General features: G+C 35.6%; 18 protein-coding genes and 2 rRNA genes. 12 read left to right on the top strand and 8 right to left on the bottom strand.

Annotated elements, in window-relative coordinates; all coding sequences use genetic code 11:
- Positions 1-87: 87 nt before the first annotated feature.
- Positions 88-1,437: an RNA polymerase factor sigma-54 gene (gene rpoN / locus BP18_RS06125; RefSeq protein ID WP_007724785.1), complete on the bottom strand. Its 1,350-nt coding sequence runs from the start codon at positions 1,435-1,437 to the stop codon at positions 88-90.
- 207 nt (positions 1,438-1,644) lie between these two features.
- Here rpoN and BP18_RS06120 point away from each other — a divergent pair, with 207 nt between their 5' ends.
- Positions 1,645-2,118: an LURP-one-related/scramblase family protein gene (locus tag BP18_RS06120; protein WP_029277252.1), complete on the top strand. Its 474-nt coding sequence runs from the start codon at positions 1,645-1,647 to the stop codon at positions 2,116-2,118.
- A gap of 88 nt (positions 2,119-2,206) precedes the next feature.
- Here the strand turns inward: BP18_RS06120 and BP18_RS06115 are convergent, their stop codons facing one another.
- Positions 2,207-3,433, bottom strand: a complete 1,227-nt coding sequence (locus BP18_RS06115; RefSeq protein ID WP_029277251.1) for an MFS transporter — start codon at positions 3,431-3,433, stop codon at positions 2,207-2,209.
- A gap of 230 nt (positions 3,434-3,663) precedes the next feature.
- Positions 3,664-4,479, bottom strand: a complete 816-nt coding sequence (locus BP18_RS06110; protein ID WP_007724777.1) for an aldo/keto reductase — start codon at positions 4,477-4,479, stop codon at positions 3,664-3,666.
- A 229-nt stretch (positions 4,480-4,708) separates the two neighbouring features.
- Here BP18_RS06110 and BP18_RS06105 point away from each other — a divergent pair, with 229 nt between their 5' ends.
- Positions 4,709-5,182: a GNAT family N-acetyltransferase gene (locus BP18_RS06105; protein ID WP_197050096.1), complete on the top strand. Its 474-nt coding sequence runs from the start codon at positions 4,709-4,711 to the stop codon at positions 5,180-5,182.
- A 343-nt stretch (positions 5,183-5,525) separates the two neighbouring features.
- Here the strand turns inward: BP18_RS06105 and BP18_RS06100 are convergent, their stop codons facing one another.
- Positions 5,526-6,845 carry an IS1380-like element IS1678 family transposase gene (locus tag BP18_RS06100; protein WP_029277017.1) on the bottom strand — a complete coding sequence of 440 codons (1,320 nt, stop codon included), beginning with the start codon at positions 6,843-6,845 and terminating at the stop codon, positions 5,526-5,528.
- Positions 6,846-7,496: 651 nt separating this feature from the next.
- On the opposite strand from BP18_RS06100, the gene BP18_RS06090 reads away from it, so the two are divergent.
- Together BP18_RS06090 and BP18_RS06085 are read left to right on the top strand one after the other, a co-directional pair.
- Positions 7,497-8,003, top strand: coding sequence for an AAA family ATPase (locus BP18_RS06090; protein WP_029278215.1), 507 nt, complete (start codon positions 7,497-7,499; stop codon positions 8,001-8,003).
- Between the two features lie 295 nt (positions 8,004-8,298).
- On the top strand, positions 8,299-9,156 hold the full coding sequence (locus BP18_RS06085) for a DUF368 domain-containing protein (RefSeq protein ID WP_007724771.1): 858 nt from the start codon (positions 8,299-8,301) through the stop codon (positions 9,154-9,156).
- Positions 9,157-9,239: 83 nt separating this feature from the next.
- On the opposite strand, the gene BP18_RS06080 is transcribed toward BP18_RS06085, so the two are convergent.
- Complete coding sequence (locus BP18_RS06080; RefSeq protein ID WP_007724770.1) at positions 9,240-9,722, bottom strand: ECF transporter S component; 483 nt, start codon at positions 9,720-9,722, stop codon at positions 9,240-9,242.
- A gap of 164 nt (positions 9,723-9,886) precedes the next feature.
- Between BP18_RS06080 and BP18_RS06075 the strand changes: the two genes are divergently transcribed.
- On the top strand, positions 9,887-10,735 hold the full coding sequence (locus BP18_RS06075; RefSeq protein WP_007724769.1) for a pyridoxamine kinase: 849 nt from the start codon (positions 9,887-9,889) through the stop codon (positions 10,733-10,735).
- An 83-nt stretch (positions 10,736-10,818) separates the two neighbouring features.
- Here the strand turns inward: BP18_RS06075 and BP18_RS06070 are convergent, their stop codons facing one another.
- Complete coding sequence (locus BP18_RS06070) at positions 10,819-12,003, bottom strand: MFS transporter (protein WP_007724768.1); 1,185 nt, start codon at positions 12,001-12,003, stop codon at positions 10,819-10,821.
- Positions 12,004-12,225: 222 nt separating this feature from the next.
- Here BP18_RS06070 and BP18_RS06065 point away from each other — a divergent pair, with 222 nt between their 5' ends.
- Positions 12,226-13,167 carry an NADP-dependent oxidoreductase gene (locus BP18_RS06065; protein ID WP_007724766.1) on the top strand — a complete coding sequence of 314 codons (942 nt, stop codon included), beginning with the start codon at positions 12,226-12,228 and terminating at the stop codon, positions 13,165-13,167.
- Between the two features lie 182 nt (positions 13,168-13,349).
- On the opposite strand, the gene BP18_RS06060 is transcribed toward BP18_RS06065, so the two are convergent.
- Positions 13,350-14,189: a DUF6544 family protein gene (locus BP18_RS06060; RefSeq protein ID WP_007724765.1), complete on the bottom strand. Its 840-nt coding sequence runs from the start codon at positions 14,187-14,189 to the stop codon at positions 13,350-13,352.
- A gap of 560 nt (positions 14,190-14,749) precedes the next feature.
- Here BP18_RS06060 and BP18_RS06055 point away from each other — a divergent pair.
- From BP18_RS06055 to BP18_RS06045, 3 genes are all read left to right on the top strand, one after another.
- Positions 14,750-16,078 (top strand): murein hydrolase activator EnvC family protein, encoded by a 1,329-nt coding sequence (locus BP18_RS06055; protein ID WP_007724764.1) that lies wholly within the window; start codon positions 14,750-14,752, stop codon positions 16,076-16,078.
- A gap of 134 nt (positions 16,079-16,212) precedes the next feature.
- Entirely contained in the window at positions 16,213-16,977 is a 765-nt protein-coding gene (locus BP18_RS06050) for a TrmH family RNA methyltransferase (protein WP_029278213.1), read from the top strand.
- A 148-nt stretch (positions 16,978-17,125) separates the two neighbouring features.
- The gene (locus BP18_RS06045; RefSeq protein ID WP_007725827.1) at positions 17,126-17,641 is read left to right on the top strand and encodes an HD domain-containing protein; all 516 of its coding nucleotides are present in this window, start codon (positions 17,126-17,128) and stop codon (positions 17,639-17,641) included.
- 68 nt (positions 17,642-17,709) lie between these two features.
- Here the strand turns inward: BP18_RS06045 and BP18_RS06040 are convergent, their stop codons facing one another.
- Positions 17,710-18,702, bottom strand: a complete 993-nt coding sequence (locus BP18_RS06040) for a zinc metalloprotease (protein WP_007725826.1) — start codon at positions 18,700-18,702, stop codon at positions 17,710-17,712.
- 202 nt (positions 18,703-18,904) lie between these two features.
- On the opposite strand from BP18_RS06040, the gene BP18_RS06035 reads away from it, so the two are divergent.
- The 3 genes from BP18_RS06035 to BP18_RS06025 all read left to right on the top strand — a co-directional run.
- Positions 18,905-19,429 (top strand): GNAT family N-acetyltransferase, encoded by a 525-nt coding sequence (locus tag BP18_RS06035; protein ID WP_007725824.1) that lies wholly within the window; start codon positions 18,905-18,907, stop codon positions 19,427-19,429.
- Positions 19,430-19,960: 531 nt separating this feature from the next.
- Positions 19,961-21,522, top strand: a 16S ribosomal RNA gene (locus tag BP18_RS06030).
- A gap of 223 nt (positions 21,523-21,745) precedes the next feature.
- Positions 21,746-23,440, top strand: a 23S ribosomal RNA gene (locus BP18_RS06025); the annotation flags it as partial.

The following is a 23,440-nucleotide window of genomic DNA, read 5'->3' as shown; positions in this document are numbered from 1 at the left end:
ATGATTCAAAAAAAGCTGTCTCAATCCTAAATGGATGAGACAGCTTTTTTGTCTGAGAAGTCATAGATTGCAAAGGATGAGTAGTTTTCAATCGAATCGTTTGCGTTTTGGAGAGCTAGCAATAAACAGAGCTTCACGGTATTTTGTGACTGTTCGCCTAGATATTTTAATGCCATCTTTTTGTAAAATATCCACGATTTTTTGATCAGATAAGGGTTTTTTTGTATCTTCATTTTGAATTAAAGATTGTATTTCTTTCTTTATTTGGTTAGAAGAAATAGCACCGTCATGATCTTCAGAAGTAGACAATAAAGCATTTGTAAAGAAGTGTTTCAACTCAAATAATCCAAATTCGGTTGTAAGGTATTTTCCATTGATGGCACGACTTACTGTAGATTCATGAATACTCAACTCTTCGGCAATTGTTTTAAGCGTTAAAGATTGGATGGGATGATCTTCGGATAGAAAAAATGCTTTCTGTGCATTTACGATGGCAATTCCAATTTTAAGAATCGTATCTTCTCGTTGAATAAGCGTTCTTTTAAGCCACTCATATTCGGATTGTTTTTCCGTTAAAAACGTTGAAACCTCTTTATCTTTGAGCACTTTCAATTCTTCATAATACTCTTTTTGAAAAATGATAACGGGAAGCCCAGACTTAACAGAACTTACTACAATCTCTTGTTCATCGGTTACTTTAACAGATAAATCAGGACGAATGTACTGAGTAGGAGTACTTGAAAAGATTGCTCCAGGATGTGGTGTAAGAGTTTTAATGAAATCAGACACTTCTTGAACTTCACTCAATGATATAGCGTAACGCTTTGCAATGCATTCCCATTTTCGATTAGCAAAAGCTTCAAATTCCTCTTCAAGAATCAAATAGGCAAGGTTGGGTGCTTCTTCCTTTCTTTCTGTTTGAAGCATCAAACATTCTTGCAAATTTCTGGCGCCTACTCCTGCAGGTTCCAATTGTTGTAAAAGAGTCAATGCATCCAGTAGTTGAAGAGGGTCTGCTTGAGTTAGCGTACAAGCATCTTCCAATGAAACAGTTAGGTATCCATTATTATCAAGATATTGTGCTAACCAAATAATCAAATCACGTAAGGCAGTTTCTCTAAAAGATAAATGAATTTGATCAATAACAGTAGCATAAAGAGAAGCAGCAGGAGTGGTTGCCACTGTATCCCAGACAGACCCATTAGACGTTTGATCTGTTCTTGACTGATTGCTATTGTATTTTTGTGTCGAAGTTCCTTGGTTTCTTGGTGTCGATTTTACAGAAATAGAAATGAAAGGATTTTCTAATGATTTCTGTTTTAAAAATTCAACTAAATCTTTACGATTGTATTGCAACATTTGAATGGATTGTTGCAATTGGGGGGTCATAGCCAATTGTTGTTTTTGTAATTGAGTGTAATTTTGCTCGAAATTCAAAACGGTTTCACCTCTAATATCAGTAAGTTTGATACGTTCATCATAGCATATCGAACTTTAAATGAGAATCTCATCTAAAATAAAGCAAAAGCATAGAGAAAATAATGTAAAGAATTGTTCACAACTAGCTTAATAGTAGCGTATGACTAAAAGGATGATTATAATTAAATTGTATCCTATTCGATCATTTGAAAGAGGTGTCTGATAATGAAATTGTATATTAAAGAGAAACGTTTTTCATGGCGAGATCAGTTAATCGTTCGAGATGAACAAAATCAACTCGTTTATAAGATTAAAAGCGAACGAATATCAATTGGGAACAAAGTGCATATTTATGATCACAATGAGAAGAAAGTCCTTTCAATTGAAGAGAAAAAGATAGGGTTAGTTCCTAAATATGCTATTTATCAACAAGGAGAAAAAATTGCTACAGTAAAAAAAGAATCAAATTTATTTTCATCCGACTATGAAATTGATAAAGTGAATTGGAAAATCAAAGGCAATGTTGAAAAAGAGGATTATGAAATTAAGTCCGGATTTAGTGAGATTGCTTCTTTCAAAAAGAAATGGTTTTCCTATGGTGATGCTTATGTATTAGATTGTAAAGAAGAAAAAGATGGTCAGTTAGTATTAGGTATCGTTATAGCAATTTGGTGTTTACAAATAGATGAAGAAAAATAAAAATGAGATTTAAGAAACCACTGATGAACTAGTCAAAATAGTTTATCAGTGGTTTAGTTTTGTTTACATAGTTGGTAAGTGTAAATGGTTAGTCATAATTGACTGTTTTTTTAGTGCCATATAAGCTTGAAACAACAGAATAAATACCGGCAACTCCTAAAATGATGATATAGCCGCTAATTAAGCCAGCAGCAAGATACCCACCCAATGTTAATCCTAATGCAGCTAAAAGCTGAGAACCTTGGAAAGAAAGAGAAGCAAAACTTAAATAGGAAGCTTGTTTGTCTTCAGGTATCAAATTAACTTGACGAGCATTTAAAATAGGAGCAGAAGCTAATTCTCCAATAGTAGCTATAATTGCTAATGGAATCAATAGGTAAATGCTATTGGCAGAAGCCATTAAGCTATAACCAGTAACATAAACAAACAAACCAACGATGACAACAGTACGTTCGTTCTTTTTCTCAGTTAATCGTGAAACCACGAATGTGAAACAAACAACCATAATGGTGTTGATTACTTGTAAAAGACTAAGCATTCTTACACCGTCAATAGGGATCGAGAATAATGTGATTGGGTTAAATTCTTTTGATAAACGAATTCCAGTATAGTTTTGTAAAGAAAATTCTGCTGCGCTATAAAGAGCAATTCCTAAAATTAAAATAACCCACCGTTTATCTTTAGCAGCAATATAATAGTTGGTAAACAAATCATGGAAAATTGTTTTTCCTTTTTTATGAGATACCTTATTTTTATAAGAAAGTTCTTTTTGCAGAAAAGCGGAAACGACGAATTGTAAAAGAGCTGCTCCTAAAAATAAGTAAACTAAGTAATGTTTAAATAAGAAACCACCAATTGAAGCACCTAAAGCCATTGATAAATTAAATGTCCAGTACTGCAACTGATAGACTTTTTTACGTTCATTTGGAACAGTAGAGTCAAGTAATACAGCATCAAAAGCGGAATAATATAAGTTATAAGTAATACCACAAATAAGGTACCCACCGATTAACCAAAAATGCTGTGGTAGAAGACCAGTAAAATTTAAGGCAACAATAAATAAGGAAACGCCATATAAATTTTGGAAAATCATGAGTATTTTTTTTCGTTGAAAATTATCTGCTAAATAGCCACCGACGATTCCAGCTAAAAATGAAGAGACAACATTTATCATGACTAATAAACCAAGCGTTTCTGAGCTAAATATACCAGCTAAATAAATAATCAAGTAAGGAATGGTACAAGCATAAACTAAACTACTAAAAAATGAAGTGACTAGTGTTGTTTGAATATTTTTTGAAAAAGATGATAGCATAATAAGCTCCTTACAAATAAGAAAACAGGTGATTTATTTGATCTGTATCCTTATCTTGTTTTTTTATAAAGTAGTAAGAAATAAGTACAGATAAGTTACTTCTCGAACAACTTAATAAAAGTAGCGTAGCACAATTCTAAGAATAAGAAAATAAAAAAATTAGAAAAAGTTAACTTAATAAAAAAAGACCTGAGATAATTTCCTCAGGTCATCTAGTTAATTATTAAAAATTATTTACGTACATCTTCAACAGCGCTCAATTTTTCCACGTCTTCGGGAGAAATCGTGAAATCTAATTGACTGTTTTCAACAATTCGTTCTTCGTGTGTTGACTTAGGAAGTGGCAATGTTTCGCGTTCTAAACAATAACGGATACATAATTGTGCAGGAGTCACATCGTATTTTTCTGCCATTTCTTTAATTTCTGGACTGTTTAATGTTTGACCGGTTGCTAATGGAGAGTAAGCTTCAACCACAATATTGTGTTCTTTACAAAAAGCAAGAAGTTCCTCTTGATCATGTCCAACGTAGAATGGAATTTGATTAGCCATTGGTACGATGTCACAAGCATCGATAAGAGCTTGAATATCTGACACAGAAAAATTAGAAACTCCGATAGTGCGAATCTTACCATCGTTGTATAATTTTTCCATAGCTTTCCAAGATTGAATGTTTTCTTCGGTATAGTCAGCACCTTTTTCATTCCAAGGCCATGGAGCATGAATAAGATAAAGGTCTAAATAATCTACACCTAAGTTTGTAATAGTGGTGTTGAAAGCCTCTAAGGTTTCATCGTAACCTTTAATTTGAGCTGGTAATTTACTAGTGATAAAGATTTCTTCACGTGGTAAATCAAAATCTTTGATTGCTTTTCCAACATTTTCTTCATTTTGGTAAGCTAATGCTGTGTCAATATGAGTGTAGCCATTTTTAAGAGCCATTGTTACGGCATCATATGCTTCCTCATTTGGGATTTGCCAAGTACCAAAACCGATATTTGGGATCTCAACACCATTGTGAAACACAAAAGAATTTTCTTTCATCATAAATTATTTCCTCCTCATTTTTAAAGATGTTACTTCCTTATTGTATGCTTTTTTTAAAGTGAAGTAAAATAATAGTGTATCCGTTTTCTAATATAAGTATAACTCAGATTTTAGAATATAAAGTATGTGGTTAAATCACGCCAAGATAAGTGTTGTTTGGTATAATATGTTAACTACTCAAAGCAAACATAGTTTTTTTATGCTAGCCAGAATACATAGAAAGGTGAGAATGAAAATGAAATTTGAAATGCTCTGCAACAATAAAGTATACGTTGAAGATGTCGCTTTAGAAGTGTTTAATGAATTTGTATTAAAAACAGCTAGCACTAAGTCGTATAAAGAATGTGTTGATTTTTTCTCGCATACCTATGAAAAAAACTTCCCAATGACTTTTATAGCAACTAAAAATGAAAAGTTAGTAGGGTCTGTATCGCTTTTTGAAAATGATTGGGCAGAAAAAAAAGAAGCAACTCCTTGGATTGCGTCGTTAGTAGTAGAACCCGAATATCGTAATCAAAAGATTGCTGAAAAATTGCTAACAATGGCTATAGCACACTTAGAAAAGATAGGGTATGAAGCAGTCTTTCTTAAAACAGAAAATGCTCCAAATTATTACATAAAAAGAGGGTATCAACTTATAGAAGTAACCCAAAACAGTGATGGACAAACCGTGTACATATTTTCAAAGAAGTGTCATGGTTAACTTGTTTTTTGAGTACTGAGCAACTACTGCTAACAATCAATTAGGAATAAAAAAAAATAATCAAATAGTGTAAACCCTATCATCTATATTGTACCATCTGTCATAAGAGACTATAATAAAAATTAGAGGAATTAATGATACCTGAATAATTCATAGCTTTAATTCTTTGGTACATTTTATTGAAATATGTATCACTAATATCCCTATCAACTGATTTTGACTAAAAAGTTACTTCAAACATTCACTGTTCAAAAATATTGAGGAATAAATTTTGGGTGTAAGGCATTTTGAGCATACTTCTCCCTGGATAACTTCCCAGTAAAAAAATCGTTAGATTGTTGGATTAGATCCATTGACTGGCTCGCCTCAGGCGAGCAAAGACCCTGTAGAATTCATTCTGATACACATGATAACTAGATAATTTGAGATAGACTCGTCTACCCGTTTGGACTAATTTCCCAGCAACTTTCAGAAACTTCAATCGAATAGAATGAATGGTCATTCCCTTTTGGACTTCTTCAAAGCCAATCGTTCTTAAGAAGTTGACTAAGTTGTAAGCTATCAAGCTGAGCATCATTCGGACATGATTCTCCAAAAAGCGAGGACTGTCTGTCTTGTCAAAGTAAAAGCCAGCTTTCGCTTCTTTAATGAAGTTCTCCATTGTGCCACGTTTGGCATAGAGAGAAAAGATGGTATCAGGAGAAACATTTTCTGATAGATTCGTCACGATAAACTCATGTCGAAAGAGTAGTTCGCCCGCTTCACGTGTTGAGCGTATACACACGCGACGACTTTGTGACCAGGTTTGTGCTTGATAAGTGGTGGAGAAGTACTGAACTTCTCGTTCTTCCCACTTTTGATTATCGCCATAAAGTACTGATTTCTCAGCTATTTGACCTAGTCTACGATTATTCTTCAGTCGAATAACATAATGACTCTTTTTTGATTCACACGAATCATACACACCAGGTGTAGCGAACCCGCTGTCTCCACGAACCAAGATGTCAGTGTTTGGTAGAGAGTGATTATAGTGCTCTAATAAAGGTGTGAGAAACTCCTTTACGCCTTTTGATGTATATTGATTTCCTGAACGTAGTTCAGCTTTTAAGAAGTCACCAGTCAATCCGTCAAAAGCTACCAATGGATGATAACCATAGGTTTGGTAGTGGGTATTATAATCCGTTTGTTCTTGGTGACCAAATGTATCTGAATGGGTCGAATCTAAATCAATGATTAATTCCGTATCATTACGGATGAGGCGTGCTTTATCAATAAGTTCTTGGTTCAAAGCTTGAAGTTCATGGATATTCTCCTCAGATAGTCGATCTAAAAATCGAGAAAGTGAAGATTGAGAAGCGAGTTCTTTCCTATCTAAAACAGCTTTAAACACAGGATCTTGTCTCAGGAGATTAGCTGCAGAATCAGCTGAGTAACCAGCAATTAATTGCATAATGAACTGCTCAAGTATGGATAAGTTGTCATGAGTAAAATATGCTCGTTCGTCTTCAATGTGAATGTGTTGCTTAGCCAGTTCAGAAAAACCGAAGGTGTTCATCAGCTCTTTCACTAGGACGAGACCCGAATCACTCGATAATTGACCACCTGTATGAGAAATAGTGATATTTGAATTGAATTTTACTTGGTTTTTGTGTAAGCTAGTCATTAGAAGAACTCCTTTCTTTTGGTTGGTTTAGTCACTTTAACCATAGCAGAAAGGGGTTCTTTTTTCATCACTTAACGGGTGAAGATGAAAAAGTAATTGTAAGCTGCCGTGAGGCAGTTTCACATGGTTTTAATTAAAAGTATGAATTATTCAGGTGATAGAAACTAAATTAAATATTGCAAAATAGCTAGAAATTTAGAGTGTTTATTATTTTATAAATTTGAAAAAAATGAGAGTTTAAACAGTCAAATGGAGGTAATATATGGGTAAGAAATATGTATTAAAAGGATTATCATTATTTCTATTTATTCCATTAACAATCAATTATTTTATTAAAACACCTTTCACATCAGATATATCCTTGCTATCAGTTATTCTTGTTTTCGGGATTACATGGATGACATATGAAGAAGTTAGATTGTTTTTAGACCACTCAGATAGTAGAAGTAAGAGTCAAATGATTATAGATCGTGCTTTTCTATTGATCCTAATTTCTATGTCAATAGATACTGTGGTTACTTTTTTTATTAACTAAAATACTAGAAAATATTAACGGTAAAAGGAAATAATAAAGACACTGATAACAATAAAGCGTATATTAGTATACATTCTATATAAAGTAACTGGTTTAATCATTGGAGGAGTTTTGGAGTGGGCTCAGAAAGAAAAATACATATCGTTGGTTCTGTGGGTAGTGGAAAAACGACTTTAGCAAAGAAGCTCTCAAGTGAACTAAATATTCCCTATTATGAGATAGATAATATCATTTTTGAAAGACAGCCATCAGGAGATTGTAGAAGGTCTGATGAGGAAATAGTAAAAAGGATAGAAGAAATCAGTAAAACTGAAACGTGGATTTTAGAAGGAACTAGTACAAAAGAATGGGTGATTAATAGTTTTAAAAATGCGGATTCTATTATTTTTCTAGATACACCTTATTTTATCAGAGTAAAACGTATTTTATTTAGATATGTGAAGCAAGTATTAAAAGTAGAAAAAGCAAATTATAAACCAACTTTTTCAATGCTTATAAATATGTTTAAATGGAATCACAAGTTTAATAAGGTGAATAAAACTGAATTTTATAAACTAACACAAGAATATAAAAATAAAGTAAGAATATATCCTTCTAAATTGAATAAAGGGGAAAGAAACTAATTTTTTTGATTGACTAATAATAGGAGGAAAAGATATAATTTTCACTTCTGATGAAAAAAGTAGTTGTTTATACTGTTATGCTTGTCATTTGATGTATGGATAAGTATTATAGTAAAAGATAGCTTCCAATTGGCTGTTTGTTGTATGAGAGACAGTCATATTATTTATTTAAAAATCATTAAGAAAGTATATAAAGTGTATCAAAAAAAAACGATTTGGGTCATAATATTAAAAGCAGTATATATAAAACAATAATCGCTTTTTTTTTAAGTGAGTGGAGGTATATTTAGTTATTATGAAAAAAAACGAAGGTATTATTGATTGGTTTATTCGATTTGTGAAAGGAATGTTCATTGGTTCTGGCGCTATCTTGCCTGGAGTAAGTGGTGGAGCATTAGCTGCTGTATTTGGAATTTATGAAAATATGATTGCATTTCTTTCAAATATTCGCAAAGATTTTCTTAAAAATGTAAACTATTTTATTCCAGTAGGGATTGGTGGTTTATTCGGGATTTTTGTACTAGCGTATCCGATTGATTATTTTTTGAAAAATAATGAGGTTCAGGTTTTATGGTGCTTTATCGGTTGTATTCTGGGAACATTGCCCGCTTTATACAAAGAAGCTGGAAAAAATGGACGCAAACCTTATCATCTTGTTATCACAGTAGTTGTTGCTATTCTTGCTTTTATTGGATTACTTTATGCAAAATTCAATATGAATGTAATTGTTGAACAATCTACTTTATCATGGGTAATGGCTGGCGGTATTTTTGCATTAGGTTTTATTGTTCCTGGATTAAGCCCGTCAAACTTCTTGATGTATATGCATCTATATGAACCGATGACAGAAGGAATAAAAGATCTGAACTTTTCTATTTTGATTCCTGTTGCGATTGGGGCAATTTTATGCGTGTTATTATTGTCTAAATTGGTAAGCAAGTTAATGGAAATTGCCTATACATCTATCTTCCACTTTATTTTGGGTGTTGTAATAGCTTCAACGGTCATCATCGCTCCGATGCCTGAACAATATAATGGCATGACTGCTGGAGAAATAGCAGTGACAGTTGTGTTATTCTTTGTAGGATTGTCTGTAGGATTGCTAATGGAAAAATTGGAAAGCAACTATAAACCGGCTGAAATAAATAGATAATAGCAGGAAGTTTTTTTAATTCTGGTTTAATTTAAACTAAAAAGTATTGATGAGCATACTCATCAATACTTTTTTTAATGTAACTATCTTTTTATCTTAGTGCCGATACCTTTTTGTAATAAAACAGCGCCTAGTGCTCCAACCATTCCTTGAAGCAAATTACCAGGAATTGAAACAGCTGCTCCAGCTATACCATACATGAAGCTTTCGGCGACGAAATAGCCTAAAGCCATAAAAATCCCAGCAGGAATAGCTGCTAAAAAGGGATTGTTATAGCCTGTTTTTTGAAAAATCCAACCGCAAATATAGCCTTGTAATCCTTTAACTACGAATGTGATAGGAGCATAATAAGCATAACCAATAATAATGTCAGCAAGGGCACTTCCCAATCCGCCCACAAAAAAACCAGCTTTTTTTCCTAAAAAAAGGGCTGCAAACAATAAAACCATATCCCCAAGATTAATGTAACCATGAAAAGAAGGAATGCGAACAAGGATAGTCATTACGATAGTTAAAGCCATCAATAAAGCAAAAGTTACAATTTCTTTAGTATTAATTTTGTGCATTATCCTCATCCTTTATCTATAGTGATAAAATCATTTTATCTTTTTTCAATGTTAAAGTCATGATTTTTTTCAAATTCAAAAAAAAATTAGAAAAGAACAGATTCTAGTATGTGAATTATGCTAGACTAGTAGTAATTAAGAACCAGGTAGAAGAGGAGAAAAAGATGAAGCAGCCCAGAATTTTAGTTATCCAAGATATTTCAGCAAGTTGCCGTATTTCAATGAATGTGGCTGTCCCAATTCTAAGTTGTTTAGAAAACTGGGTGAGCATCTTGCCTACAGCATTGTTGTCTACACATACTGGTAAAGGTTTTGAAGATTATACTTTTTTAGATTTAAGTGCTGAGATACCAGCTATCTTAAACCATTGGCGTTCGTTAGGAATAAAATTTGATGGGATAGTCATTGGGTATTTAGGCTCTATAGAACAAATTAAATTGATGGAAAGCATTATCAAACAATTTTCAACAGAAGAAGCTCTAATTGTAGTAGATCCTGTGATGGGTGATCACGGAACTTTATACCCGGGTTTTACCTCTGAGCATGTTGAAGCGATGCGTAAACTTTGTCAATTTGCAGATGTCTTGATACCAAATGTGACTGAAGCTTGCTTACTAACAGAAATAAACTATCCAGAAAAGCCACATAATATAGAAAAAATCGAACCTATTATTAGGAAATTAACGGACAAAAACAACCGAAATATTGTCTTATCGGGTGTAACCGGAAATGAAAGACAAGTTGGTGCTGCATTTATTTCCAAAGGAAGTTCAAAAATCCATTATGCTTTTTCAGAAGTTTATCCGGGGCATTTCGATGGAGTAGGAGATTTGTTTACAAGTGTAGTAGCAGGATTTTTATTTCAAAAACACAGCTTGAAAAGAGCCAACGAAGTAGCCGTAAATTACATTTCCAGAGTGGTCAAACGGACTATTGAAGACCAAATTGATCCCTTGTATGGAATTGCTTTTGAAAAAGATTTGATGTATTTAATGAAAGAACTAAAAAAATAATTATCCATTATTGAAGGTAACAGAAAAAGCAACCAAAAGTTGCAAACGGTATGTTTACAGCTTTTGGTTGCTTTTTCCTATGTCTAAATATCGGTTTTTACTGAATAAAAGAGTAATAAACACCCAATAAATGCCGCCACTATTCCAGCACTTAACATTTCTGGAACACCAGCATGGTCTAGCAACCATCCACCTATAAAACTTCCAACCACACTACCTAGGGTAACAGCGCCTATGTTAAACGCTTGTCCTTTGACATAATCTGGTTTCTGCATTAGCTGATTGACATAATAAGTTGAGGCTGGAATGTAAAGAGCAAATGCTAATCCTTGAAATAATTGAGTAATATTAAGCATAAATATTGATCCTGATAGTAAGAAAAGAATACTTCTGATTACAAAGGAAATGGCAGCTACTTTCAACCAAATACCACTTTTTCGTTTAGTCAATAAATAGCTGAATCCTAACATAGCAGGTAGTTCACTCAAAGCTGTAATCATTAACGACAAACCAAAGTCACTGTCGTTTCCTCCAAGCGAATGAATGATTTGGACTAAATATGTATTTACAATAGTATGAAAAAGAAACAAACAGGCCGCTCCTATTAGAAAATAGGCAAAGCGAGGGTATCTTTTAAAAAAGGTTTCTTTTTCTTTGGTTAAAGGGTTATTCGACTTTAAATTTGGAGCAGATGGCACTTCAGAAATAGTAGTTTCGGGAAAGGTGAAAATAAGGACCAAAAAAGCTAATAATAAAAAAATACAGGCAATAGGTAAAATAATTGTACTAAAGCGTGTTAACAATAGACCTAACGTGTATGAAGTTAGAGCGAACGCTAGGGAACCTGCTCCTCTTGTTAAACCAAAATTGATTTTTACCCCACTATTAATGTGTTCAAAGGTAAAAGAATTAATGAATGGCTGCATGGATAAGACTAATGAAACTACAGCTATAAATAGTAATGCTTCAATTGCAGGAGCGCCAGTAGAAAGAAGCAAAGAAACAAGAAGGGCAATAGATAAAATCGTAAGCATAGCTAAGCTCCATTTCAATGTTAATCTTTTAAACTTATCGATTACAGCACCTAAAGTAGGTTGTAAAATAACAGATAAGATATTGGAGCTGGCAAGAATAAGCCCAATATTTTGATTTTCGAAGCTTCGGGAGAGCAAAAAGACTGAAGCAAAACCATAGATGGAGCAAAATACCATCCAATATAAGCTTTGTAGCAGAGCATATTTTATGGTTAAAGTACGAATTGTTGTCATAAATTGTTATTCTTCCTTTCCTATTAAACCAAAATTGGATTTCTTTGTCCCTCTAAGTATCATAGCATGTATTCACTTCAAAAAAGAAGAAGTTAGATGGAATATTTAATCTGAACAAATCATTAGGATTTCTTTTTTTTTTTTTTTTTGGTATACTTATTATTAGTAAGAAGTGTGTTAATAAAAATTATGTAAAAAGATTAGTGTTTGGAGGAAAGAATAATGAGAGCAGTTATTATCGAAGAATACGGTGGAAAAGAAAAGTTGAAAGAATCAGAAGTACCGATGCCTAAAGCGGGTGCTCATCAAGTAGTTATAAAAGAAAAAGCAACTTCAATCAATCCTATCGACTGGAAATTACGCGAAGGGTATTTACAGACAATGATGCCTTGGGAATTTCCGATTATTTTGGGATGGGATGTTGCTGGAGATATTGTTGAAGTCGGCAGTGAAGTAACGGACTGGAAAGTTGGAGACCGAGTTTTCGCGCGCCCAGAGACAACACGTTTTGGAACATATGCTGAATATACTGCAGTAGATGATCATTTATTGGCTTATATTCCTGAAACGATTTCTTATGAAGAAGCAGCGGCTGTTCCTTTAGCAGGATTGACAGCTTGGCAAGCATTATTTGATCATGGCAAATTGGTTGAAGGAGAAAAAGTATTGATCCATGCTGGTTCAGGTGGAGTCGGAACTTATGCTATCCAATTAGCTAAAAGTAAAGGTGCTTATGTTATTTCTACAGCAAGCGAAAAAAATCGTGAATTGTTGTTGAGCTTAGGAGTAGATCAATTTATTGATTATAAGAATGAAGACTTTACAGAAATTTTGAGTGATATAGATGTTATTTTTGATACTATGGGCGGAGAAATCTTAGCTAATAGTTTTAAAGTAATCAAACCGCATACTGGACGTATCATTTCAATTGTTGGCGAAGCAGACAAAGCATTAGTTGAAAAAGCAGATGTTACGTTTAAGAATATTTGGTTAGAACCAAAAGGAGAACAATTGGCCGAATTAGCTCAATTAATGGAAGAAGGCAAAGTGAAATCTATTATTGGCGCAACTTATCCTTTGACTGAAAAAGGCATTTACGATGCTCACGCAATGAGTGAAACACACCATGCAGTGGGTAAAATCGTGATTAAAGTAGGAGAATAAAGAACCATAAAAGCATTCATTTACTATGTGAAGAAAAAGAAGTGACTGTATTCAGTTGCTTCTTTTTCTGCCTTTTATATTAAACAAACTAGCTTTAAAGCATCTATTCAAACCGGTTTTGCATATCTTTTGAGGAAAAAATAATATACGAATTATGTCACTTCCAAAACTTCACCAGCAAACTAATAGGGTAATGGTATATTATATTCAATTTGGGTAACTTCAAAATTAAACCAATTAAAATTTCCAGTCTTTAATTTCCATGTGACATCACCTTTTGTCGGAACTTTTATTCCATCAAATTTTTTATAAGCATACAAAGAAATTGACCACAACTCTAACCGGAACTTGTTGTCAAATTCTCCGTACCTTTCAGCCTCAAAATTAATCACCTCACCCTTATCATTAAAGGTTAATACTCCTGAGGCGATCACTTCTTTGTATGTCATAGTTGCTTTTGCATGTTTAGTATCAATCTCTTCCCACGTTATAAAATTATTTACTACAGCAGTAGGAAACCACACCATCTCAGCAAGGTATCTTAATAATGTACCCTGATTGATTTTTTTTCCTTTTGAATTGGCAACATTAAATAATGAAAGGAATTTAATCAGCATGTTTCCTTTTCCTTCCGTGTATATATCTCTTCCAACAATATGAAATAAGGGAGCCATTTTAATATTTGCTTTCCAAATAAAACTTGGCTCCTCTGTGGTAAAGTATTGTTCTGCCTGAACAGGCATCCATCTTTTGTCTATTTCTAATCTCATAGTTGCTTTTTGCTTTAAACGAACAGATGTTACCTTTTCCTTTCCAATAATTTGGGCGTATTTAAGCCACCTTTGAACATTTTGTGGCAGTACTTCTATATCTGCCTTAGATATATGTGACCTTTTATTTTTTACCTTGTTAAATAATACTTTTATCTCATTATCTACATTTTTATTAAATACCAAATTACCTATAAATGAAACTGATACAAATATGATAATAAATATTAACACAACTATTAATATTGGCATGTTACACCTCCCATAATTCTAATAAAATCAACTAAATTACTTTTATCAATAAAGCTTGGTATTTATTAAAATTAGTACATTCAATAAATATTGTGTAATATCTGTAAGTTTCATCTTGATAACTAGTTTTGGAAATAGCAGATACTTATTATTCAAAGAAAATCAACTTCTTTATGCGGTTAATATATTCATAAAAACCCTCCTAGCATTCAGTTATGAAGCCATTATACCACCTAAATAATAACTAAATGACTTTTTTTAAAGCGTTTACAATTATTAAGAATGGTTAAGTTATATTTCCTTATAAATACTTTTAAAGAAGATATGCTATTAACTAACGTATATTATCTAACAGTTCGTTAAATATGTACAAAATATGGCTAAATATACAAAACAAGCGTTTCGTAAATTAAAAACAATATGTATCCGCTTTCGGAAATAAGAATGTAATAAAGCGAGCTGCTTTGTTAAAGAATTAACATCATTTTCGGATGAATTCTATGCTATACTAACAAATGTGAGAAAAATAAAAGGGTATAAAAAACCACGGAGGGCATACTTTGAAAAAGAAATTAATGACCGGGATAATTGCAGCACTATTACTTGCAAGTCCTATCGTAATGCCAACTGTGACAGAAGCAGCGAGCGTCGAAGATCTTGAGAGCCAAAAAGCTGAATTAGAAAATAAATCAAATGATTTAAACTCAAAAATCCAATCACAAGAAGAAACGTTAAATAACCTAGAATCTGAAAAAGCAAACCTTGAATCAGAAGTTGAAAAACTTCAAACAGACATTGATGCAGTTGTTCTAGAATTAAAAGCACAAGAGCAGAAATTAGCTGACTCAAAAGCAAAAATTGAAAAATTAAAAGTAGAAATTGAAAAACTTAAAGATTTAATTGCTAAACGTGAAGAAAAATTAGAGCATCAAGCAAGATCTGTTCAAACCGATGGTAATACTACTAATATGGTAGAGTTGGTATTATCGGCAGATAGTTTGTCTGATTTAATTGGCCGTGTAGGTGTGGTAAATCAATTGGTTTCTGCAAATAAAGATATTGTAACTCAACAAGAGAATGATAAAAAAGAAGTAGAAAAAAATGAACAAGCTGCACAAGAAGAAAAAGTAGCGATAGAATCATTAAAATCAGAAATTGAAGTTAATAAAAATAATTTAGTTGCTCAAAAAGCAGAACTAGATGATAAAATTATTCAAGTGGCAACAAAATACGATATGACAGAGTCTGAAAAAAATCAATTTGTTAAAGAACAAGCCGTTATTGCTACTCAAACAAGTGTCTTGTCAAGCGAGTTGCAACAAGAACGTCAACGTATTATTGCTGAAGAAGAACAAGCACAAGCGGCTGCTAAAAAAGCAGAAGCTGAGGCGGAAGCACAAGCTGCACAAGCTGAAGCTAAACAAACAGCTAATAGTTCTTCATCGAACAGTTCTAAGGATTCAAGCAGTACTACTGCACCTTCAAGTAGCCCGTCTTCTTCAAATAGTTCAGGATTCATCAAACCAAGTGGCGGTTACTCAACTTCTTCATACGGATACCGTATCCACCCTATTACTGGTGTAAATAAATTACATGGTGGTATTGATTTTGGTGGTGGTGGTCCAATTGTAGCAGCACAAAGTGGAACAGTCGTTTTTGCTGGATACCATAGTTCTTGGGGTTACTATGTGAAAATTGATCATGGAAATGGTCTTCAAACACTTTATGCCCATATGGTTGCAGGTAGTTTGCTTGTTTCTCCTGGACAACACGTTTCTCAGGGTCAACAAATTGGAACAATGGGTACGACCGGTTCTTCTACAGGAGTACATTTACACTTTGAAGTTTATGTAAATGGTTCTCGTGTCGATCCAGCTAACTATCTATAGAAGAAAGAACTAAAAAAGTGAACGGTTTGTATAAGATTACGAATTAAAAACTTAAATAGCTGAAGTCCTCTCTTTTAAAGAGAGGACTTTTTTAGTAGAATGAATGAGAAGAAGAAATGGGCGGAGGATCACAAATGGAATTAATTTTATCTACAAAAAATGAACGTGTAAAGAACTGGAAAAAGCTTCACTCCAAAAAAGGGCGCCAAAAAGCAGGAACTTATTTAATAGAAGGATTTCATTTAATAGAAGAAGCTTTAAAAAATCATGCAGACATTTTGGAAATGATGATAAGTGAAGAAATCGCTTTTGAAGATATCCCGCAATTTGATGAAGAAAAACAAGTTGAAATTTCGACGGAAATTGCCAAAGTCTTAAGTGAGACAGAAACTTCTCAGGGGATTTTTGCTGTTATTCAAAAAACAGATTTAATAGAAAAACCTTTATTAGATAAGCCTTTTTTGTTGTTAGATAATGTTCAAGATCCAGGAAATGTTGGAACAATGGTTCGTACAGCTGATGCTGCTGGGTTTGGCGGTGTGGTTTTAGGTGAAGGATCTGTAGATTTATACAATAGTAAAGTACTACGCTCCATGCAAGGCAGTCATTTTCACTTACCTATTTATCAAGGAGATTTAAACGAATGGTTTGATTTGTTTTTTGAGCATGGATTTCCAGTTTATGGCACTGAATTAAATGAAGAAGCCGTTTCTTATCGAACTATTGAACCGCAATCGATTTATGGGTTGGTTATGGGAAATGAAGGGAACGGAATGTCAGCTGAATTATTGAAACGAACCACTAAAAATCTCTATATCCCAATTGTTGGACAAGCAGAATCTTTAAATGTCGCTGTAGCAGCAGGTGTAGTAATGTTTAGCTTAACAAAAGCTGAGTAAATAGTGTTGCAAATTTGTGTCAAAAAAATGTACTTTCCTAATATTTCTTTAAGTTTAAGTGGTTCTGCTTTAAAAATAAAGACAGAGCATGTAAGATTGGAACCAGTTAGAAAACATCATAATTTATTAAGGAAAAGGAAGTCGTTTAATGACCGAACCAAAGTGGAAGCAAGATTTAGAATACGTCGCGCTTATTGAGGATTTATTGGAATTCGAAGAAGTAAAAAAACTGAATGACTATACGCAACATCATTTTACAACACGATTAGATCATTCAATTAGTGTATCTTATATCAGCTATTGCATTGCTAAAAAACATGGTTTGGATTTTAGAGCAACAGCTCGTGCAGGATTACTTCATGATTTATTTTATTATGACTGGCGAATAACGAAATTTGATGAAGGCTCTCATGCCTATGTTCATCCTCGTATGGCTTGTGAAAATGCAAAGAAATTAACAGAGCTAAGTGAACTAGAATGCGATATTATTATTAAACATATGTGGTTAGCTACAGTAGCTTTTCCAAAGTATAAAGAAAGTTATATTGTAACGTTTGTTGATAAATATTGTGCAGTGAAAGAAGTGGCCGTTCCATTGACTGGGAAAATGAGAACATCTATAAAAAATGTTTGGGCGCGTTTAAAACCTGCTACAGCTCAATAATAGCAATGTATATAAATAGCTATCTCTTATTCATGAAAATAAATAAAAAGACTAAACCTATTGCAGGTTTAGTCTTTTTTAGCTTCTGTAAGAAGGTTTTTCAATATTTCAGTTCGGATCTCAACTAGTTCTGGAAATTGATAAAAGAAGTTTTGTTTTTTTTGTGCAATTGTTGTGTTGCTTTCTTTAGGAGACAATACAAAGAAAGTCCACGATTCAGCAATGTCCTCTTCAGGATGGGTAACAGCATAAGGTGTCAAAAAATCTTCAGCATGTTCAGTATAAAAGGCATTTTTCGCAGCGGTGTCATTTTGTTTATTAAGCTGTTGCCACTCTTGGTAATAATCAAGCCAGAATTTTTGATAATACAGATTCATATAAGAATCCGTATTACTTTTACCATAAAAGGAAGAATAAGTAGCTTCCTTTTCACCAGTAGTTTTCCAATCGTAATTTGATACCATTTGATCGCTACTTAAAGTGAGGAGATGACCATATTCATGAATCAAAGTATAATAGAAGTTTTTTTCATCTTTACTGTCAGCGTAATCCACGCCAAGCTGCCAAGTATCTCCATTGTAGTCTAATGAATCAACATAGCCTAAAAGATTACTAGCTCCATCAGAGAAAACAGAAAATGATTTAACGTTTGTCCGTAAATCTGTTGGGATGATAGTCGTAAACGATTCCCATAGTTCCTTATGTTGAGAAGTATCCTCAGCATATTTGACTTGATTGGCATTTTTATAATTAATATTTTTAGTAGAAAGAGTATCACCATCAACTTGGTAAGTTACAATAGTAGAATTTTTAATTAATGCGCTCCGATTTTGTTCCATACTAGTACCAGCTTTTTTGTGAGACCCTGATGTAAATTCTAAAGGATTGCCAATCAGCTTTTTGACTTCACTAAGATAACTATCACCTTCCTTAATAATCATTTCTTCGCTAGGTTTTTCAATAGTAGGGTTAATAAAGCCTTGTATTGCTAAGACATTAAATGAAAAATAGCCTAAAAATAGCAAACTACTAGTAAAAATTAAAAAAAGGATTCGTTGCATCGGGTAATCACCTCCGCTAAATTTCTAATTTATCTACCACAAGTTTAGTGAATGTAAATAAGATTGTAAAGTAAAGTCGCCTCCTTAGAGATATAGATAAATGTGGGATAAAACCTTGAAAATAGGCACTTTAAAACGACACAAAAATAATACGTGAAATTTTCAAAAAAATGAGTTTTAGTTAGGATAGGAGGACGCTTAAATGATAGAGGTAACCTTTACCACACAAAAAGCACTTATTAGAGAAGCGAGTTTAAACGACTTGCCAGAAATGGTTGATATTTATAATAAGGCAATACTCACAGGAGGCATAACTTGTGATATTGATGTATTTACTGTAGAACAAAGAAAATCATGGTTTGAATCTCATCAAACAGAGAAATACCCACTTTTTATCTATGAAGTTGATGGAAAGGTTGCTGGATATAGTCATTTAAGTGGTTACCGAGTTGGTAGAAGAGCCGTAGAACGAGTAGCTGAGATCAGTTATTATGTAAATAGCGATTACCGTAACCGTGGAATTGGTTCAAAATTAGTCGAGCATACCCTTCAACAAGCTAGAGAAATTGGCTATCACAATGTTATGGCTATGATTGTAGAGGGTAATGGAGCTAGTGAATACCTGCTTAGCAAATTTGGTTTCCAGCAATGGGGAAGAATGCCAAAGGTTGCTGAATTTAATGGAGAATTACATGACCACTTATATTATGGAATGAAATTAAACTAAATAGTTGCTTGAAAAAAGTAGACTAGAATGACCCTAAAAAGGAATTTCAGTCTATTTTTTTCAACAATTGAGAATTAAGTAGTTCCTAGTTATATTTTTTGAATAATTATCCTTATATAAAGTAACAGATGAATAGAATGCATAACGACATAAATGTTCGTTTTTGGCGAAGAAAATATCTAATATTTTAAAAATACAAATTAAATGTTTGGAATTGTGAAATATGTTTATTTTATGTAAAAAAATCATTGACGCTATTTAGAATTCCTGTTATATTAATACATGTCGCTGAGACAGGTTGAAACAAACCGGTAAAGCGAGAAACAAAAATTAAAAAAGTTGTTGACAGACGATATCGAACGTGATATTATTAGTAAGTTGTCAAAACGAAACAATCAACTTTAGACCTTTGAAAACTAAACAAAGTAAGACGAACCAAATGTGAGGATGACTCAGCAGTGCTGAGTCAACAGTAACAAAATAGTGAATAATTATTCGCTAGCAATTCAATAATGAGCTTCAAGCATCATTTTATATGAGAGTTTGATCCTGGCTCAGGACGAACGCTGGCGGCATGCCTAATACATGCAAGTCGAACGCTTTAACTTCACCGGGTGCTTGCACCCATCGAAGTTAAGGAGTGGCGGACGGGTGAGTAACACGTGGGTAACCTGCCCATAAGAGGGGGATAACATTCGGAAACGGATGCTAATACCGCATATTTCTAATCGTCTCCTGACGAATGGAAGAAAGGTGGCTTCGGCTACCGCTTATGGATGGACCCGCGGCGTATTAGCTAGTTGGTGAGGTAATGGCTCACCAAGGCGATGATACGTAGCCGACCTGAGAGGGTGATCGGCCACACTGGGACTGAGACACGGCCCAGACTCCTACGGGAGGCAGCAGTAGGGAATCTTCCGCAATGGACGAAAGTCTGACGGAGCAATGCCGCGTGAGTGAAGAAGGTTTTCGGATCGTAAAACTCTGTTGTTAGAGAAGAACAAGGATGAGAGTAACTGCTCATCCCCTGACGGTATCTAACCAGAAAGCCACGGCTAACTACGTGCCAGCAGCCGCGGTAATACGTAGGTGGCAAGCGTTGTCCGGATTTATTGGGCGTAAAGCGAGCGCAGGCGGTTCTTTAAGTCTGATGTGAAAGCCCCCGGCTCAACCGGGGAGGGTCATTGGAAACTGGAGAACTTGAGTGCAGAAGAGGAGAGTGGAATTCCACGTGTAGCGGTGAAATGCGTAGATATGTGGAGGAACACCAGTGGCGAAGGCGACTCTCTGGTCTGTAACTGACGCTGAGGCTCGAAAGCGTGGGGAGCAAACAGGATTAGATACCCTGGTAGTCCACGCCGTAAACGATGAGTGCTAAGTGTTGGAGGGTTTCCGCCCTTCAGTGCTGCAGCTAACGCATTAAGCACTCCGCCTGGGGAGTACGACCGCAAGGTTGAAACTCAAAGGAATTGACGGGGACCCGCACAAGCGGTGGAGCATGTGGTTTAATTCGAAGCAACGCGAAGAACCTTACCAGGTCTTGACATCCTTTGACAATCCTAGAGATAGGACTTTCCCTTCGGGGACAAAGTGACAGGTGGTGCATGGTTGTCGTCAGCTCGTGTCGTGAGATGTTGGGTTAAGTCCCGCAACGAGCGCAACCCCTATTATTAGTTGCCAGCATTCAGTTGGGCACTCTAGTGAGACTGCCGGTGATAAACCGGAGGAAGGTGGGGATGACGTCAAATCATCATGCCCCTTATGACCTGGGCTACACACGTGCTACAATGGATGGTACAACGAGTCGCAAGGTCGCGAGGCCAAGCTAATCTCTTAAAGCCATTCTCAGTTCGGATTGCAGGCTGCAACTCGCCTGCATGAAGCCGGAATCGCTAGTAATCGCGGATCAGCACGCCGCGGTGAATACGTTCCCGGGTCTTGTACACACCGCCCGTCACACCACGAGAGTTTGTAACACCCGAAGTCGGTGAGGTAACCCTTTTGGGAGCCAGCCGCCTAAGGTGGGACAGATAATTGGGGTGAAGTCGTAACAAGGTAGCCGTATCGGAAGGTGCGGCTGGATCACCTCCTTTCTAAGGAATATAACGGAAACCCACACATTCGTACTTACTTTGTTTAGTTTTGAGAGGTCTAATCTTCTCAATCTTTTAACCGCAATACCTTGTTCTTTGAAAACTGGATAAAGTTAAAAATTGTAATTCAAGTAAGAAACCAGAAACACACCGAAATTTTTAAATGTAAGTTTTTTAAGGTTCTCATCGCAAGATGAGTATTGAAAATTAACGATTAACCATAGGTTAAGTTAATAAGGGCGCACGGTGAATGCCTTGGCACTAGGAGCCGATGAAGGACGGGACTAACGCCGATATGCTTTGGGGAGCTGTAAGTGAGCTTTGATCCAAAGATTTCCGAATGGGGGAACCCAGCATCTTTTATAGGATGTTACTGCTGACTGAATACATAGGTCAGTAGAGGTAGACGCAGAGAACTGAAACATCTAAGTACCTGCAGGAAGAGAAAGAAAAATCGATTCCCTGAGTAGCGGCGAGCGAAACGGGAATAGCCCAAACCAGAAAGCTTGCTTTCTGGGGTTGTAGGACTGAACACATAGAGTCATAAATGATTTTGGTAGGAGAAGCGACCTGGAAAGGTCTGCCGAAGAAGGTAAAAGCCCTGTATCCGAAACCAAATTCACTCTGATCAGTATCCTGAGTACGGCGGAACACGAGAAATTCCGTCGGAATCCGGGAGGACCATCTCCCAAGGCTAAATACTCCCTAGTGACCGATAGTGAACCAGTACCGTGAGGGAAAGGTGAAAAGAACCTCGGAAGAGGAGTGAAATAGCCCCTGAAACCGTGTGCCTACAAATAGTTAAAGCCCGTTAATGGGTGATAGCGTGCCTTTTGTAGAATGAACCGGCGAGTTACGATCCCATGCGAGGTTAAGTTGATGAGACGGAGCCGCAGCGAAAGCGAGTCTGAATAGGGCGAATGAGTATGTGGTCGTAGACCCGAAACCAAGTGATCTACCCATGTCCAGGTTGAAGGTGCGGTAATACGCACTGGAGGACCGAACCCACGTATGTTGAAAAATGCGGGGATGAGGTGTGGGTAGCGGAGAAATTCCAATCGAACTTGGAGATAGCTGGTTCTCTCCGAAATAGCTTTAGGGCTAGCCTCGGAATTAGAATCATGGAGGTAGAGCAACTGTTTGGACTAGGGGCCCTTCTCGGGTTACCGAATTCAGATAAACTCCGAATGCCATTGATTTATATCCGGGAGTCAGACTGCGAGTGATAAGATCCGTAGTCGAAAGGGAAACAGCCCAGACCACCAGCTAAGGTCCCAAAGTTTATGTTAAGTGGAAAAGGATGTGGAGTTGCTTAGACAACTAGGATGTTGGCTCAGAAGCAGCCATCATTTAAAGAGTGCGTAATAGCTCACTAGTCGAGTGACCCTGCGCCGAAAATTTACCGGGGCTAAACATAACACCGAAGCTGTGGATAGAACCATTGGTTCTATGGTAGGAGAGCGTTCTAAGGGCGTTGAAGCTAGATCGTGAGGACTAGTGGAGCGCTTAGAAGTGAGAATGCCGGTATGAGTAGCGAAAGACGGGTGAGAATCCCGTCCACCGAATGACTAAGGTTTCCTGGGGAAGGCTCGTCCTCCCAGGGTTAGTCGGGACCTAAGTCGAGGCCGAATGGCGTAGACGATGGACAACAGGTTGAGATTCCTGTACCAGTTTGTTTTGTTTGAACAATGGAGGGACACAGTAGGCTAAGGAATACGCGCTGTTGGATATGCGCGTCCAAGCAACAAGTTTTGAAGTGAGTCAAATGCTTGCTTCTTTAAGAACAAGTTGTGATGGGGAGGGAAATTAAGTACCGAAGTTCCCGATGTCACACTGTCAAGAAAAGCTTCTAGTTAGAAACAAACTGCCCGTACCGCAAACCGACACAGGTAGTCGAGGAGAGAATCCTAAGGTGTGC

The sequence above is a fragment of the Carnobacterium jeotgali MS3 genome (assembly GCF_000745125.1).
Lineage (GTDB): Bacteria > Bacillota > Bacilli > Lactobacillales > Carnobacteriaceae > Carnobacterium_B > Carnobacterium_B jeotgali.
Note: the sequence above shows the minus strand (reverse complement) of the source record. Positions and strands in the feature narration are given on the sequence as shown.